Here is a 16,946-nt window from a genome sequence, read left to right on the forward strand (position 1 = left end):
AACAATCTCATGAATGAAACTGGTATAAATGTATTTACTATAAAAAGAACCTTGGTTCTATTTAATCATTAGGGTTAATAGCTTTTATGTTATTTGCATCTAATTTGTATGGGGTAATTTGATAAACGTAGTAGTTAAGCCAATTAGTAAATAACAAACTACCATGACTACGCCACGTACTACTCACCTCGTTTTCAGGATTATTATCAGGGTAATAATTTTCCGGTATAGCAGGCTTTCCTCCTGCATTTATGTCGCGCATAAATTCCTCATGTAAGGTTTCAGCGTCGTACTCCGGATGACCTGTTAAATAGACCTGTTTTTTATTTTTACTGGCAGCAACATACACACCGGCTTGCTCCGATTCGGCAATAATTTTGAGACCTTCTATAGATAAATAATCTTCTCTATCTATGTAGCCATAACGAGAATGAGGTACTTTAAATAAGTCTTCAAAACCACGCGTGAGCGGTTCTTTTATATCATTAGGTTTATGAGTAAAAACGCCTGAAAGCTTTTGCTTTCTTAAATGCCTTTGCAAACCATAATGATAGTATAAAGCAGCATGAGCTCCCCAACACGAAAACATAGTAGAAGTTACGTTGTCTTCGGCCCAATCAAATACTTCACAAATTTTATCCCAAAAAGTCACTTGATCATAATCCATTAAAGCTAATGGAGCCCCTGTAACAATTAACCCATCGTACTGTTTATGCTTAATATCATCAAATAAACAATAAAAATTTTCTAAGTGCTCTTTAGGTGTATTTTTCGATTCGTTGGCATGAATACGTACAAACTCAATATTAATTTGTAGTGGTGTATTCGATAACATTCTTAATATTTGTACTTCTGTCTCAATTTTATTGGGCATTAAATTGAGTATTGCCACTTGCATTGGGCGAATTTCTTGACGGGCAGCTCTATTCTCAGACATAACGAAAATATTTTCATTATTCAAAATAGATAAAGCAGGCAATTGATCAGGAATTTTAATGGGCATAAGACTCAACCTATAGAATATACAAAATTTAGCTTGAATGATTATAGCATTTTTCATTATGGCTATGTCAACATCTAAACGTATAGACGTCTAAACAGATTGTAATATTTTCTAACTTAAAAAATATAATGACATAAGTTTTAAAAATACCCGCTGAATTTAATATTAAGCTTTATAAATTTAGATCAAAAAAAATCTCGGACATGCCGAGATTTTAGTGAAAACGATTGCTGATTATTCAGCAGCTTCTTCTACTTTTTCAGTTTTTTCACTCTCAGGTACTTTCTTAGTTAAAAGTTCTGCGCGTAAACGTGAATCTAATTCTTTAGCTATTGCCGGATTTTCAGCTAGATATTTTGTTGAGTTAGCTTTACCTTGACCAATTTTATCGCCATTGTAGCTATACCAAGCACCAGCTTTTTCAACCATGTTATGCTTAACACCTAGGTCAATTAACTCGCCTAAGCTGTTAATACCTTCGCCATATAAAATTTGAAATTCAACTTGTTTAAACGGAGGAGCTATTTTATTTTTAACAACTTTAACACGTGTTTCGTTACCGACAATTTCATCGCCATTTTTAACAGCACCAATACGACGAATATCTAATCTTACTGAAGCATAAAACTTTAATGCGTTACCACCCGTTGTGGTTTCTGGAGAACCAAACATTACACCAATCTTCATACGAATTTGGTTAATAAAAATCATCATGGTATTTGATTGTTTAAGGTTACCTGTAAGTTTACGCATTGCTTGAGATAACATTCTTGCTTGAAGACCCATATGCGAGTCGCCCATGTCACCTTCAATTTCAGCTTTAGGTGTAAGAGCTGCAACAGAATCGACAACAATTACGTCAACAGCACCTGAACGCGTTAACATGTCACAAATTTCTAAAGCTTGTTCACCCGTATCAGGTTGAGATACTAATAATTCATTAATATTTACACCTAGTTTACCTGCGTAAATTGGGTCAAGTGCATGCTCGGCATCAACAAAAGCACAAATTTTTCCATTACGCTGAGCTTCCGCGATAACTTCTAATGTTAAGGTTGTTTTACCACTAGACTCTGGTCCGTATATCTCTACAACACGGCCTAATGGTAAACCGCCAGCACCTAGTGCGATATCTAATCCTAACGAACCTGTAGAGATTGTTTCTACATCCATACTACGGTTATCACCCAACTTCATTATTGAGCCTTTACCAAATTGACGTTCTATTTGACTTAACGCAGCAGAAAGTGCTTTTTCTTTATTCTCGTTCATTATTTATTGCTCCAAGATGATTTAGGTGCTTAATTCATTTTAATGAAACAAGTATACTGTATAGTCGTACAGTATCAAGTTTTTTATTAATTTATTTTTTATACTGGAAAATAAATCAATAACAAGACTTGCTATCCATTGAAAAATAACAATTTTATATTAATTAGTAACTTTTTAAAAAAATTTAAAAAAAAGTTACTCTTTTAATTTCTATTAGTTTTATACAGTAAATTATATTAATGCGTACAGTTATAATTTTAATTGAGTTACTCCCCAATAATCGCTACTTTTAGTTGTTAATTTCCAGCCTTTTTTGATAAGTACTTTTCGAATAAAGCGATTAATTAGCCCATGCCCAAAAACAACTATTTTTTCTTCTTTTTCAGCTAATCGAATTAAAGTAAGTGCCGCTCTTATAGAGCGTATTTTAGATTGTTTATAAGTTTCAAAGTGCCCTTTAAACCGAAGTAACCAAAAAATACGACAGCTATAAAGCCAAACCACTGTAGGTAAATATAAGGGAAGTTTATAACGTGGTAATTCCATTTCTCTTAATGTTTGATCTATTAATTCAGGTGATTTTCCGGTAAATATATGTGCTGAATGCAGTGCTCTTTTAAGATCACTTGATACAACAAAGTGAGACTTGTAGTCTTGAACATGTTGATAGTTGGGCCTACTGTTATTTGATATTTCGGATAGGTGGTATTGCCTTACCCATTTGACATAGCTGATAGCATTCATCATGCTGTTAACTGCAGCGACAGGCTTACCATGCCTAATTAAAACGATTTCCATATCTTCCTTATCCTAGTTTTTTATAAAACCATAAAAACAGCCGCTAATACCGTCATACCAATAACCCACCACCTATATTGTTTATTGGGTATTCTTTTAACAATAAATACCCCCGCATATGCGCCTAATGCGATAAACGGTAAGCTTATGATATTCAATAAGAATGAATCTATAGTGATGGTTTCCCATACAAAAATATGAAATGGTACTTTGAATAAATTTACCGCTAAAAAGAAACAAGCAGCTGTTCCTATAAATTCATTTTTGGGTAATCTCATACTTAATAAGTATAAGGCCATTACCACTCCAGCTAAGTTCCCCACCATGGTCGTTATACCGCCTAATAGCCCCATTAAAATAGCGAACCACATATAATCAGGCACATTTACGCGTTTATTTTGCTCTTGCCAAATCATTAGGGCCAAACTACCAAATAAAATAATCCCCATAAGTTGACGAAATATTTGATCATCAACATATTCTCCTATCAAGGTACCAATAATTACTCCTATAGCAGCCCAAGGAAATAGCTTTTTTAAATAGTACCAATTAGCGCTACGGTGATAATAAAAAACACCAAAAATATCGGCCATAACTAATAGAGGTAACATAATGCCTGTTGATTCTTTACCACCAAAGTTTAACGCGAGTAAAGGCACGGCAAACATTGAAATACCGCTAACACCTGTTTTAGCCATACCAATAAAAAAAGCCACAAGAAATAACAGTAATAAAGCGTTATAAGAGAGTTCGTAAGAAAAGAGAGACAACATTTAGGAATATTTTCCAATTGTGGTTTAAATTAAAGAAATAAAAAAGGATAGGTTTTAAAGAGAATTGAGTTCTCCTGCCTATCCTTATTATGCTAACGAATATTGTACGTTACTTACATAATATCAATGGTTTTTTCTCGTTTTTCAGCAAACCATAAATAAAACACGGGTAATATAAATAATGTGAACACAGTACCAATTAACATACCGGCTACTAATATAATACCAATACTGTTACGTGCTTCTGCGCCAGCACCTGTTACAAATACTAATGGGAGATGCCCAAAAACAGTTGCCGCCGTTGTCATCATAATAGGTCTTAATCGTGTTATAGCCGCTTCGGTTACCGCTTCTAATTTTGTTTTACCTTGTTCTTGAACATGGTTAGCAAATTCAACGATCAAAATACCATTTTTAGCAATTAAGCCCACCAAGGTGATTAAGCCTATTTGTGAATAAATATTGATTGTTGTTAACTCAATAAAAGGTAAAAGCAATGCGCCTGATAAAGCTAAAGGTACACAACCAAATAACACCACTAACGGATCTCTAAAACTATTAAACTGAATCGCTAAAATGAAAAATACAATAATAGATGAAACCCCTAATACGCTCATTAACGTACTACCTTCAGATCTAATTTGGCGAGACTCACCCGCGTAATCTAATCGATATGATTTAGGTAATATATCAGCAGCCGCTTTTTCCAATGTAGCTAATGCTGCTTCTTTACTTACCCCTGGTAAAACACCGCCAAAGATTTTAATAGAGTTTTGCTGATTAAATGTGGTGAGTTGTCTAGGACCAATCAACCATTTAATTTTAGCAAAGCTAGAAACAGTCACTAAACTGTTACTTGGCGTTTTAATGGTTAAACTTAAAATATCTTCTGGGTTAGCTCTTACCTTATTATTTACCATAGGAATAACTTGATAAGCTTTGCCGTTTGAATCAAATCGATTAACGTAGTTACTTGATAAAAAAACACTTAGCTGTTGATTTATGTCTGCAAAGCTAAGCCCTAAATCAGAAATTTTTTGTCTATCTATACTGAGTTCCATTTGTGGTAAATCAATCTTCAAATCAGTATCAGCAAATAAAAACTGTCCGCTGGCAAAAGCTGCACCAACCAATTTATCGGTATAGCCTTTCATGGTTTCGTAAGAATCAGGCGATTTGATCACCAACTCAACATCAAATTGCCCTGCTGTTGGTAATGATGGAGGTAATATAGGAAGTGAATCTAACCCCGAGTTCCCGACTAAATTCATATAAACCATAGGAACAAGATCTTCAGCACTTTCTTTACGTTCATCAGGTTTTACAAAGTTTAAGCCACCAAAGCCACCACTTTTAAAAACCACTTGCCAAATAGCTTCACTGTTAGGAATAGTTAATAATTTATCTACCATTTTAATAGTATGTTCTATGTTATACGCCATAGACGATTCTGGTGGTGATTGAATAATAACCACTACCATACTTTGATCTTCAATGGGGGCTAACTCTTTAGCAGAATATAAATAAAAGGGTACGGTAAGCATTGCAACAATGGCAGCGACTAAAACAATTTGAGTTTTAATCGTAAAAACGAAATCTAACAATTTTGCATAGGCACGCTGAATACGGAAAAATATAGCGTTTACATATTTGGTCATGCTGCCCTCTTTTCCGTCAGACGGAGAGATATGGGCACTCATAATAGGCGACAAAGTTACAGCTACAATACCCGAGAACAACACAGCAATTGCTAATGTAAAGGCAAACTCTTTAAACAACATACCCGTTAAACCTGATAAAAAACCAATCGGTGCATATACCGCAGCCAAGGTTAATGTCATAGATATAATAGGTACAAGTAATTGTCTTGAACTTTGTAGAGCCGCTTCAGTACGGGTTTTACCATCTCGCATATAGCGCGCAACGTTTTCAACAACAACAATCGCGTCATCTACCACTAATCCCACAGATAGAACAATGGCAAGTACAGTTAATAGGTTTAATGAAAAACCCATTAACGACATAGTCCAAATAGCACCTAAAATTGAAATTGGAATAGTAATTAATGGCACTAATGCACTTCTAAACGATCCCATTAAGGCTAAAACCACTAAACCCACAATGGTGATTGTTTCAAATAAGGTGATAATTATTTCTTTCAGTGAGTCACGCATATACAGCGTGCCGTCGTAAGCAAACTCAATATCAATACCATCTGGTAATGTTTTATTTATTTCTTCTACGGATTGATAAAGTGCATCTCCAATTGAAATTTCATTAGCTCCTGGTAAAGGCCAAACTGAAATATAAATGGTGTTGGTGTTATTGATTCTTGCCGTAACATTCGCTTCTTCTGCTCCTAAAGAAATATTCGCTATATCTTTTAAATAAATAACGTCGTCATTAATTTTTGTTACCACCAAGTCTTCGAATTCTTTAACGCTAGATAACTGAGAGTTAGTCACAATATCAATTTGCTGACGATCGTTTTGGCTGTATCCCAAAGTTGCTATGGTGTTGTTAGCTCTTAAAGCGTTAAAAACATCAACGGTGCTTAGCTTGTAGGCGGCGATACGTTCAGGATTTAAATTTACGCGCATGGCAATTTTTCGACCGCCTTCGAGTTCAACCTTCTGTACTCCATCAATGCTGGTAAGAGCTGGAAGTACCTGTCTTGTTAAGTAGTCACTTAACATAGAAGGATTGTTTTTATTTGAATTAACGTTTAAATAAAAAGCCGCAAAAGATCGATCAGCACGAACAACAGACACCACAGGGTCTTGTGCTCCTTCAGGCAACTCAAAGCGAATTTGACTCAACTTAGTGTTAATTTCGGCTAAAGCTTTTGTACTGTCTTCATTCAAATTTAAATGAACGGTAACCGTACTACTTCCCGCTGTTGTTGTTGAATCAACATAATCAACACCTGGTATTGTAGAAGATACACGCTCAATAGGATCAGTAATAAAGCCCTTAACAACTTTAGCTGAAGCGCCTGTGTAATAAGTATTAATGACTAACGATGAGCTTTCCATTTGCGGAAACTGAATAACAGGTATATCAAACGCGGCCCATATGCCCGATAAACAAATCACTAACGACAAAACAATAGACAATACGGGTTTACGAACAAACATATCCATTATGCTGGCTTTATTGTACTCAAGTGTGGCCATAATATTCCTTATTGTTCAGCAGTTGGGGCAGCTTTTGCGATAAAAACCTTCATACCGTCACGAAGTTTAAAAGCACCAAGAGTCGCTATGGTTTGCCCTTCTTCTAAACCATTTTTCAATACAACGTCTGTTTCATTTTTCAGCGCTATCGTCACTTGTTTACGCTTAGCACGATAACTACCTTGCCCACCTTCTTCTGGTGTTAGTATGAATACGTAATCACCAAATTGGTCATGAGTTAACGCTACATCAGGAATACTAATGCGGTTTTCAACATCACTGATAGGAGCGACTACATTCACTAATGAATTCGGTTTAATGGCATTATTTTTCACACTAAACTGCGCTCTATATGTTAAATGACGAGATTGTGAAGTCAGTACAGGTTCTACCGCAATAATATTGGCAGATAATGCTAAACCATTTGAACTGTTAATCATGACTGTTTCATTAATAGCAAGTTCAGAAAACGACTGAGGCAATGAAAACTCAACCCATAAATGATCAGTTACACCAACTAAATCAGCTATTTGACTATTACTATCTAAATATTGGCCTTGTGTTAAATTATGTAAGCCAACAACAGCATCAAAAGGCGCGGTAATGGTCTTTTTTTCAATTTTAGTATTAAGAGACATAACTTCAGATGTTGCGATAGCGAGGTCAGATGTCGCTTTATCAACTAATTCAGCACTAATCTCATTACGAGAAACAAGATTTTTATAACGCTTTAATGTTTGCTCAGACAAAGTAACACGCGCTTTAGCCGCAATTAAACTGGCCTCTTCGTTACTGGTATCAAGTGTTAATAGCGTTTTACCTTTTTTAACAATTTCTCCAGAAGTTAAAAATAATCCAGTGATTTTCCCAGCAAGTTCGTTTTTTAATATTAACTGCTGTGGTGCTTTAATGTTCCCTGTAACTTGAACGGTGTTTTGAAACACACTCATTTTAGTTTCAGTGGCTTCAACAGTTGCAGCAGGCTCAAAATCACCAGCAGATGCACCGCCACTAGGCGACATTAAATATTGCTTGTATGAATACAAACCAAGCAATACCAATGCAATAACAATAAGAGTAATTATCCACACTTTAATTTTCACTGAGCTTCCCTAATTTTAATTTTAATTTTAATACGCTTTATTGTACTTTAACTATAAGTTATTTTAATAAAATAAAACGCTGTAATATGATAAAAACACGATAAATTACCACTTACTTTGTTATTAAAAGCACCTCATTTAATAAGTACAAATTTATAAATGTAGTTTTAAACAAGTTTTTTTAAACGCCCAAACACACGTAAAACAACAACATAAATACAATATCATTGTTAACAATAGTAACAAATGAAACTTAAGATATAAGCCTTTTATTTAACAACCAACTTTATTTTTTAAAAAGAATAAAGCTACCATGGATAACTATAAATATTTATCAAAAATTTAAAATACTCCTTTCAACTAAAGTAGGCAGAAAACCAGAAAAGTTAAAAAGTAGAAGTTGCTTGAACTCCAGAGCAATGGTGCTTCTCGAGTTCAAACATATTAATTTACAGACTAACATCAAACACCAAACTAACATTTTCTCATGAAACAAATCGGACCTTTCAAAAAAATATTTACATTTAATTCATTGCTTTAATTGAAAAAATATATAAATATAGCCCTATTGCCATCAAGTAGTTTGAAAAAAAAGTGCTATTTAAAAAATTACAAACTTCTCGTAACAAACCATTAACCTTATTAATCATTACTTCAAATGATTTGATTATTAATAAAATTAATTTAAATCTATCTAACAGTGAAACGCTGCTTATTCATGCCAAAAACAGTATAGAAGCTGTTGCAATTCTTCGTTCAAAAAATATTGATGCTGTTATTACTGAAGTCGCTATTGGACAAGTAGATGGTTGGAAATTAACTCGATTAATTCGCTCTGGCATATTATCCGAAAACGCTGACATTCCCGTTATATTAATTACTGAAAATCATAGTGAACGTATTGCTGAAACAACCGCAAAAATATTTGATATAAATAAGGTGGTTTCATTTCAAGAAATTGACTTACTTTCAAGTATTGTTCAAGAAGCGATAACAGGAAAAGATAATTTAAACCAAAAAACTAAAATATTAGTAATTGAAGACACCTCCGATACAGCTCAGCTCATTGAACGCATGTTAAGACATAATTATGACATTGAGTTAGCTGAAAACGGCTTGATTGGTTTACAAAAATTCAAAAATAAATCATACGACATTGTACTTTTAGACATTATGATGCCGGGAATGTCTGGCGATGAAGTGTTAGATCACATTATAACAATGGCACCAAGTCAAACGGTTATAGCAATGACAGCACACGGCAATGCTGATTTAGCCGAATTAATGCTAAAAAAAGGGGCTTCTGATTACATTCAAAAACCTTTCAAAGCTGAACAATTAAGAAAGGTGTGTAGTATTGCCGAGAAACGCGAAGATTTTATTATAGCTAATGAACAGTTTTCGACTAAAGCGCAAGCCCTAAGACAAGAACAAGAAAAATTTGAGTCATTATCAAAAGTTCATTACAGAATATTAAATAGCCTAAATAATATTGTTATAGAGCTAACAGCTGAAGGTATTATATCTTTCTTAAACAGTGCGTGGCATCAAACTACAGGTTATTTAATATCTGAAAGTATAGGAAAACATCTTACTGATTATGTTCATGAATCAAGTGATAAAATAAAACCGTTTTTAAATGAAACCTATCAAACATTAGTGCAAGGCAAACAAGAAAAAGAAATAATAGAGTTTACTTTAAAAACATCATCTAACTCATTTTTTTGGTGTGAATTAACACTTTCATCTTATTACGATGAACACCATCAATTCATGGGTATATCTGGCACTATTGATGATATTTCATTAAGAAAAAAAGCAGAAGAAAAATTACAACACGTCGCTTTACACGATACGCTAACAGGTATACATAATCGCTATTACTTTGATGACGTACTGGTTAATATTGCTAAAGCAACGGCCCGCTCTAACACTGTAAACTCGTTACTCTACGTAGATTTAGATCATTTCAAAATAATTAATGATTCACAAGGTCACCAGCAAGGCGATTTGGTTTTAAAAGAAATCTCACACTTACTGTCTGAAAGAGTAAGAGGAAGCGATTACTTATGCCGAATTGGTGGTGATGAATTTGCTATTATTCTGCAAAACACGAATGTAAAAGAAGCACAAAAATTAGCTCAACAAATTTGTAAAACTATAGAAGAAGCCAGTTTTCGTTTTGGTGACAAAGTTTATAAAGTCAGTTGTAGTATAGGTATTTCAGCCATTGACGGTAAAGCTTTATCAAGCGACATTTATTTACAACAAGCTGATATAGCCATGTTTGTCGCTAAAGATAATGGACGAAACCGAGTTCATACTTTTACCCAAGAAGACAAACTGACAGATGAAATTAAACAAAGTTTTGAATGGGCCCAAAAACTACAAAAAGCGCTCAGTGAAGACAATATAGTATTACACTTCCAACCAATTATTGATGTAAAAACGCGTAAAACAGAATGCTATGAAGCCCTAGTACGACTTATTGTTGACGATCAGCTCGTTTATCCTGACAAATTCATACACCACCTCGAAAAAGCAGGTGATATGAATATACTCGATCGCCATGTAATAGATAAAGCCATGAAACTAGTGCATGAATACGATCTATTAGAAAAAGTTGCCATTAACTTATCTGCTCAAGCCTTTAGCGATGATCGCTTAGTTTTATATATAGAAGAACGATTATCTCAATACAACATTAAACCTTCACAAATTATTTTTGAGCTCACCGAAAGCGCTAGCTTATCAAATATTACCGGTACTCAACGCCTAGTAAACCGCTTAAATGAAATTGGTTGTAGCTTTGCTATTGATGACTTTGGCACGGGTTTTAGTACTTTTACTTACTTAAAACAAATTCCGGCAGAGCATGTTAAAATTGACGGTTCTTTTGTAAAAGACATGCTAAAAGATTCAACAGATGCGGCACTAGTAAAAGCAATCAACGAAACGGCGAAAGCACTCAATAAAAAAACAATCGCTGAATTTGTAGAAAATGAAGCAACTCTAATAAAATTGAATGAATTAGGCGTTGATTTTGCACAAGGTTATCATATTGCCAAACCCAAATGCATCAAGGAAATATATCAAGATAAATTAAATTAACTTAACAGCAACAAGCACTAAAATTTAATCAAGAAATTGTTCTATTACATTTAATTTTTATGAGGCTAATTTTTAGCTCTATAAATAATTGTCGTATTTTAATAGTAAGTTTAACTGAGAAAATTATGAGTCACCAAAATTTAGTAGCGCCTCAAGAACATGCATTTGATTATGCAGACCTAATCATTACATACCTTAAAGAACTCAAAATTGACTGTGTTTTTGGGGTACCTGGAGGCGCAATTGAACCCTTTATAAATGCTTTAGCACGTTCAGAAAGAAATGGCGGGCCTAAACTTGTTATCGCTAGGCATGAGTGTGCTGCTGCATTTATGGCAGATGGTTATTTTAGAGAAACAGGTAAATTAGGTGTTGTATGCTCAACAACAGGCCCAGGTGCAACAAACCTTATAACCGGAGTTGCCTCAGCCTCTGTTGATAAATCATCAATGCTTGTAATTACAGCACAAACAGCTTTACCCAAGTTTGGTAAACGTTCTTTACAAGACTCCAGCGAAACAGCCATTGATACCGTTAGTATATTCAGAAACTGTACAAAATATAACGCATTAGTTTCCCACGAACTACAACTAGAAAGTAAATTAATATCAGCCCTAATGGAAACATACCAAACTCCACGAGGCCCTGTTCATATAAGTATTCCTTCAGATGTTTTGCGTATGCCTTACGGGCATGAAAATCCAAATGTTCATATCAATTACTTAATGAATAAAGCCTCTTTAGAAGACACAATTGCCGTAGAGCAACTGATTGAAGAAATTATCAAAGTAAATAAAATTGTTATATATGTTGGACATAGTTGCGCTGGCGCATACCAGCAAATTGAAGCATTAGCTGAAACCATTAATGCCCCTTTTGTGTCTGGGCCCATGGGGAAAAGATGGGTAAATGAAAAGCACCCTCTTTACTACGGTGTATACGGTTATGCTGGTCATAGTTCTGCGCGTGAGCTTTTTAAAAATGATGATATTGAACTCATTCTTGCTTTTGGCACCTCAATTACTGAAACAGGTATTGGTGGCTTAAGTAGTGACTTATTAAACGAGAAACTTATTCATATTGACTCTTCTGTTGATAGCTTCAGTCGCTCTCCTATGGCGAAACTTCATGTATGTGGCCACCTGAAAGGCATTGTAAATAGATTATTAAATAAAATATCTCAACAAAGCTGGCGAAGAACTTGGGAAGGTATAGAACTAGAATGCAATAAAAATGTATTAGGTGGGTATGCAGAACTGATTGACGAACATAAATGTATATCTAATGACATTCCCATCAAACCACAACGACTCATGGGTTACCTATCCACACAACTACCCGAAGATACACGTTTTTTTATTGATGCAGGAAATATTTGGGCTTGGGCAACACACTATTTAACGACTTCAAACAATTCAGGTTGCTATCGTATCGCCATGGGGTTTGGCAGTATGGCTTGGTCAATGGGCGCTGTAATTGGTTCTGCTATGGCATCTCCCGACAAGCCTCATGTATGTTTAATTGGTGATGGTGCTTGGCAAATGAGCTCTCACGAAATAGGCGTAGCGGTTGATAATAAACTCCCTATACTTTTTATCGTACTTAATGATAGTGCTTACGGCATGGTTAAATTTGGTCAAAGAATGAGTAATGCCGAGCAAGTGGGCTGGAAGTTGAACCAAGTTGATTTTGCTTTACTCGCTCAAGCTCAAGGGGCTGACGGTTATATATTTGAATCACCACAAGAGCTAATGGCTTTAGATATTCACGCTGTTTTTAATAAAAACGTGCCCACCGTTTTAGATATAAGAATAGATAGTAACGAAATCCCTCCGATGATGGATCGCGTAAAAAGCTTGCAAGAAGGCGCTGTTTTCCTCACAGGAAATGATGATATTACTTAAAGATTTAAAATAATGTACTTCACTAAAATTATCATGTATAAATTTGATATTGTTAATTTTATTCTATTTTTTAACATCAGGAAGCTGTACTGTTTATGAAATTGATCACCCTTTCTTTATTAGCTGCATTTTCAGTAGTCCCCAATGTATTTGCGCAAGGTTATGACCTAGAAGAGAACGATGATTATTTTGTAGATTTTTACGGCAGTGAAGAGTTGGTTGAAATAGCAACAGGAATAAAAACACAAATATATAAAGCCCCTGCTGTCGCCAGTGTATTTACCAGTCAACAAATTAAAAATATGGGGGCTACTGATATAGATGAAGTATTAGAAGCAGTACCTGGTTTACATGTATCTAGAAACGCTGTTGGTTACAACCCTATTTATAGCTTCAGAGGCGTACATAGTTCCTATAATTCTCAAGTGTTAATGTTGGTTAATGGTATTCCAATCACTAATAACTTTGTAGGAGATAGAGGCCAAGTTTGGGGTGGAATGCCTGTTGAAGCCATAGCGCGTATAGAAGTTATTCGCGGGCCCGGCTCTGCTATATATGGCGCTGATGCATTTTCGGGTGTTATTAACATCATAACGAAAAATGCTGACAATATTCAAAAAAACGAAATTTCGGTTAGGTTAGGCACTAATTCAACAAATGATGCTTGGTTCAATATATCAGGCCAACAGCAAGACCTAAAATATTCAGCGATAGTTGAATACCATAAAACAGATGGATCCGATAAAGTTATAGAACAAGATGCGCAAACCTTATTAGATAATGTATTTAATACTAATGTCAGCAATGCCCCAGGGAAATTAAATTTAAGCACCGAAAACATCGATATAAGAACAGAAATTAATTATTTAGATTTTACCTTAAGAGCTGGTTACCAATTAAGAAATAACACAGGTGTTGGTACAGGCTTAGGGGAAGCATTGGACCCAGATGCTCAACAAGAAAGTAAGCGTTATAATATAGATATCAATTACGTCAAATACTTAACTGATAATTGGCAGTTAAATGCGCAAGCAAGCTACTTCAACACATCCCAACAAGTTAAAAATAATTATTTAATTTACCCCAAAGGCGCAGATATTGGATTAGGGGCTCCCTTTAAAGACGGGGTGATTGGTAACCCCGAAAATTGGGAACAGCAAAGTAGAGTAAATATATCTTCAATTTATAATGGTATTGAAAAACATACACTAACATTAGGTGTCGGGTATTTTTATAGCGACCTATACCGAACACAAGAAACTAAAAATTTTGCATTAGGACCTAATGGTGAATTTATCATCCCTAATAGCCCATTAGTTGACGTATCTGATACTCCTTACGTTTTTTTACGTGAAACAGATCGAACCAATAAATATATATTTGTTCAAGATTTATGGAGTATTGCCAATGATTGGGAATTAACCGCAGGAATTAGATATGACAACTATTCTGATTTTGGGAATACAACTAATCCTCGATTAGCTTTAGTGTGGTCTACCAACTTAAACCTATCTACAAAACTTCTCTATGGCAAAGCTTTTAGAGCTCCTTCCTATGCTGATATAGGGAATATTAATAACCCCGTTGCTTTAGGTAATCCTGATTTAAAACCTGAAGTTATTGAAACCACCGAACTCGCTTTTGACTATCACCCAGGCTCAGGTTTTGGCGCTATTTTAAGTTTTTACTACTATGAATGGGATAATATCATCCAATATATTCCTAATCAAAATGGTAATACAGCTCAAAATTTTGGTACACAAATAGCGTATGGTAGCGAATTAGAAATTAACTGGAAACTTACCAATAGCATTAGTATTTCAGCCAATTACTCTATTTCTAAAGCAGAAAACAAGAATACTAATACCAAAGTTGCTAATGTACCTGAACAGCAAATGTTCACTCAAATTAATTGGAATATCAGCGATACTCTTCTACTGAATATGAAAAATAATTTTGTCAAAAACAGGTTACGCAGCTTTGACGATCCCCGTGATGATATTTCTGATTATTGGACGAGTGATATCAGTATGCGTTGGAAAAGTGACGATACCCCTATTGAGCTAGCCATAATTGCTAAAAACATTTTCGATAAAGACGCTAGAGAGCCTTCATTTAATAATGGCTCAACTGTAAACATTCCAAACGACCTTCCTTTATCTGAACGTTATTTACATACTGAACTTAGGTACACATTCTAATGAAATCATCTTTTAGTGACGTAAAATCTCGTGGTGAACAATTTTCTGTAAAAATAGAAACTAAAATCACCCTAGAGCAACCACCTGAACACAATCCATATTTAGTTGATAAACAATTTATACATGGATACGACCATTTAGATCTATTAGAAAACTGTAACTTTGCTGATGTTATTTTTTTGCTCCTTAGAGGAGAGCTTCCCTCAAAGGAGCAGAGTATATTGTTTAACAAACTGGCTATCGCACTAATTAACCCAGGTGTACGTCACCCTGCGGCTCAAGCCAGCATTATTGCAGGTGTAGGAAAATCAGATACTGTAAATATCCTTCCTATTTCCTTAGGTATTTATGGTGGTACATTTGATGGTGCTGGTGAAATAGAAGCCACTATTCGTTTATTTAGAAAATATGCTAGAAAACCCGCGGAAGAAGTAAAAGAAGAAGCTTTACAAGAAAAAATCCCCAGTATTACTCAACATTATGGTGATGCTGATACTTATGCTAATACGCTTCTTGAAAAGCTAGTGCCTTATGCCAACGATGGAAAAGTATTTTCTTGGTTATACCAACTACAATCTCTTATATATAATGAAAATATAGGCATAACTAAAGCCAGTATATGTGCAGCAATATTAGCAGACTTAGGCTTTCAACCACGCCAAGGCGCCTCTGTAATGCAACTATTCGCAGCCCCTGGGTTATTAGCGCACGGCTTAGAATATAGCAACAAGCCCTTAACTTCTATGGTATTTGAAACTGATGAAGCCTACACAATTGAGAAATTACATAATGAATAATTATCAAGACTGGGAATATTATCATGGCCGTATAGTAAGCGCGCGAGGTGGTTGGAAACTAGGGGAAGGTGTTCAATGTTGTGGTTACGACATGATGGAAGACCTTGTTGGTAAAACTAGCTATATGCAAGTGGTAATATTGAACGCAACTGGACGTCTTCCCTCTAAAGCATTGGCTGATTGGATTGAAGCAATACATATTTGTTTGAGTTGGCCAGACCCTAGAATATGGTGTAACAGAATTGGAGCCTTAGCAGGAAGCGCGAGAACAACTTCAGTTGCAGCATCCACTTTAGGTGTATTAGCGGCAGACTCTAAATCATATGGTATAAAACCTCTTATTAGCGGAGTTAAATTTATTCAACGAGCGTATCAAGAAATAACAAAAGGATTATCCATTGATGACTTCATAACAAATGAAGTAAAGAAAAATGGTGGAAAACCATATTTAATGGGCTATATAAGACCTATAGCTAAAGGTGATGAGCGCATACCCGCTATGGAAAAGGTAACTAAAGATTTGAACTTTAGTATTGGGGAGCACCTTTCATTAGCCTATAAAATAGAAGAGCAGCTGAACAAAAGGTTTGAGGAAACCATGAATGTAAATGGTTATGTTTCCGCTTTTTTATCAGATCAAGGTTACAGCCCTCAAGAAGTCTACCGAATTTTTTCCTCTGTTGTTATTAGCGGTGTTACCGCGTGCTATACCGACACTAAAGAGAGAATTAAAGGCGGTTTCTCTCCTTTAAAAACTGAAGATGTTACCTATACAGGTAAAGCATTTAGAACTGTCACATAATACGAA

11 protein-coding genes are annotated in these 16,946 nt (G+C 35.1%); 5 read left to right on the forward strand and 6 right to left on the reverse strand.

Going from position 1 to position 16,946, the window contains the following annotated elements; all coding sequences use genetic code 11:
• Positions 1-61 precede the first annotated feature (61 nt).
• From metA to ACM9HF_RS08450, 6 genes are all read right to left on the reverse strand, one after another.
• Positions 62-1,003 carry a homoserine O-succinyltransferase MetA gene (metA, locus tag ACM9HF_RS08425; RefSeq protein ID WP_473617267.1) on the reverse strand — a complete coding sequence of 314 codons (942 nt, stop codon included), beginning with the start codon at positions 1,001-1,003 and terminating at the stop codon, positions 62-64.
• Between the two features lie 234 nt (positions 1,004-1,237).
• Positions 1,238-2,275 carry a recombinase RecA gene (gene recA / locus ACM9HF_RS08430; protein ID WP_077339552.1) on the reverse strand — a complete coding sequence of 346 codons (1,038 nt, stop codon included), beginning with the start codon at positions 2,273-2,275 and terminating at the stop codon, positions 1,238-1,240.
• 249 nt (positions 2,276-2,524) lie between these two features.
• Positions 2,525-3,073: a phosphoglycerate mutase family protein gene (locus ACM9HF_RS08435; RefSeq protein ID WP_473617272.1), complete on the reverse strand. Its 549-nt coding sequence runs from the start codon at positions 3,071-3,073 to the stop codon at positions 2,525-2,527.
• Between the two features lie 20 nt (positions 3,074-3,093).
• Positions 3,094-3,846: a sulfite exporter TauE/SafE family protein gene (locus tag ACM9HF_RS08440; RefSeq protein WP_473617276.1), complete on the reverse strand. Its 753-nt coding sequence runs from the start codon at positions 3,844-3,846 to the stop codon at positions 3,094-3,096.
• Between the two features lie 113 nt (positions 3,847-3,959).
• On the reverse strand, positions 3,960-7,022 hold the full coding sequence (locus ACM9HF_RS08445; protein ID WP_473617278.1) for an efflux RND transporter permease subunit: 3,063 nt from the start codon (positions 7,020-7,022) through the stop codon (positions 3,960-3,962).
• 8 nt (positions 7,023-7,030) lie between these two features.
• Positions 7,031-8,125, reverse strand: coding sequence for an efflux RND transporter periplasmic adaptor subunit (locus tag ACM9HF_RS08450; RefSeq protein WP_473617282.1), 1,095 nt, complete (start codon positions 8,123-8,125; stop codon positions 7,031-7,033).
• A 594-nt stretch (positions 8,126-8,719) separates the two neighbouring features.
• Here ACM9HF_RS08450 and ACM9HF_RS08455 point away from each other — a divergent pair.
• The 5 genes from ACM9HF_RS08455 to ACM9HF_RS08475 all read left to right on the forward strand — a co-directional run bounded on the left by ACM9HF_RS08455 (position 8,720) and on the right by ACM9HF_RS08475 (position 16,940).
• On the forward strand, positions 8,720-11,236 hold the full coding sequence (locus ACM9HF_RS08455) for an EAL domain-containing protein (protein ID WP_473617284.1): 2,517 nt from the start codon (positions 8,720-8,722) through the stop codon (positions 11,234-11,236).
• Between the two features lie 125 nt (positions 11,237-11,361).
• Positions 11,362-13,140: a thiamine pyrophosphate-binding protein gene (locus ACM9HF_RS08460; protein WP_473617288.1), complete on the forward strand. Its 1,779-nt coding sequence runs from the start codon at positions 11,362-11,364 to the stop codon at positions 13,138-13,140.
• A gap of 95 nt (positions 13,141-13,235) precedes the next feature.
• Positions 13,236-15,341, forward strand: a complete 2,106-nt coding sequence (locus ACM9HF_RS08465; protein WP_473617290.1) for a TonB-dependent receptor plug domain-containing protein — start codon at positions 13,236-13,238, stop codon at positions 15,339-15,341.
• Complete coding sequence (locus ACM9HF_RS08470; protein ID WP_473617294.1) at positions 15,341-16,138, forward strand: citrate synthase family protein; 798 nt, start codon at positions 15,341-15,343, stop codon at positions 16,136-16,138. Before ACM9HF_RS08465 ends, ACM9HF_RS08470 begins: the two co-directional genes overlap by 1 nt.
• A complete protein-coding gene (locus ACM9HF_RS08475; RefSeq protein WP_473617297.1) occupies positions 16,131-16,940 on the forward strand; it encodes a citrate synthase family protein in 810 nt (269 codons plus the stop codon). Before ACM9HF_RS08470 ends, ACM9HF_RS08475 begins: the two co-directional genes overlap by 8 nt.
• Positions 16,941-16,946 lie beyond the last annotated feature (6 nt).

The organism is Colwellia sp. RE-S-Sl-9 (genome assembly GCF_048296855.1).
Taxonomy (GTDB): Bacteria; Pseudomonadota; Gammaproteobacteria; order Enterobacterales; family Alteromonadaceae; genus Pseudocolwellia.

Excerpts from the sequence above, each read along its gene's own strand:
- recA (WP_077339552.1), bottom strand. The coding sequence starts at position 2,275 with ATGAACGAGAATAAAGAAAAAGCACTTTCTGCTGCGTTAAGTCAAATA.
- ACM9HF_RS08435 (WP_473617272.1), bottom strand. The coding sequence starts at position 3,073 with ATGGAAATCGTTTTAATTAGGCATGGTAAGCCTGTCGCTGCAGTTAAC.
- metA (WP_473617267.1), bottom strand. The coding sequence starts at position 1,003 with ATGCCCATTAAAATTCCTGATCAATTGCCTGCTTTATCTATTTTGAAT.
- ACM9HF_RS08460 (WP_473617288.1), top strand. The coding sequence starts at position 11,362 with ATGAGTCACCAAAATTTAGTAGCGCCTCAAGAACATGCATTTGATTAT.
- ACM9HF_RS08445 (WP_473617278.1), bottom strand. The coding sequence starts at position 7,022 with ATGGCCACACTTGAGTACAATAAAGCCAGCATAATGGATATGTTTGTT.
- ACM9HF_RS08465 (WP_473617290.1), top strand. The coding sequence starts at position 13,236 with ATGAAATTGATCACCCTTTCTTTATTAGCTGCATTTTCAGTAGTCCCC.
- ACM9HF_RS08440 (WP_473617276.1), bottom strand. The coding sequence starts at position 3,846 with ATGTTGTCTCTCTTTTCTTACGAACTCTCTTATAACGCTTTATTACTG.
- ACM9HF_RS08475 (WP_473617297.1), top strand. The coding sequence starts at position 16,131 with ATGAATAATTATCAAGACTGGGAATATTATCATGGCCGTATAGTAAGC.
- ACM9HF_RS08470 (WP_473617294.1), top strand. The coding sequence starts at position 15,341 with ATGAAATCATCTTTTAGTGACGTAAAATCTCGTGGTGAACAATTTTCT.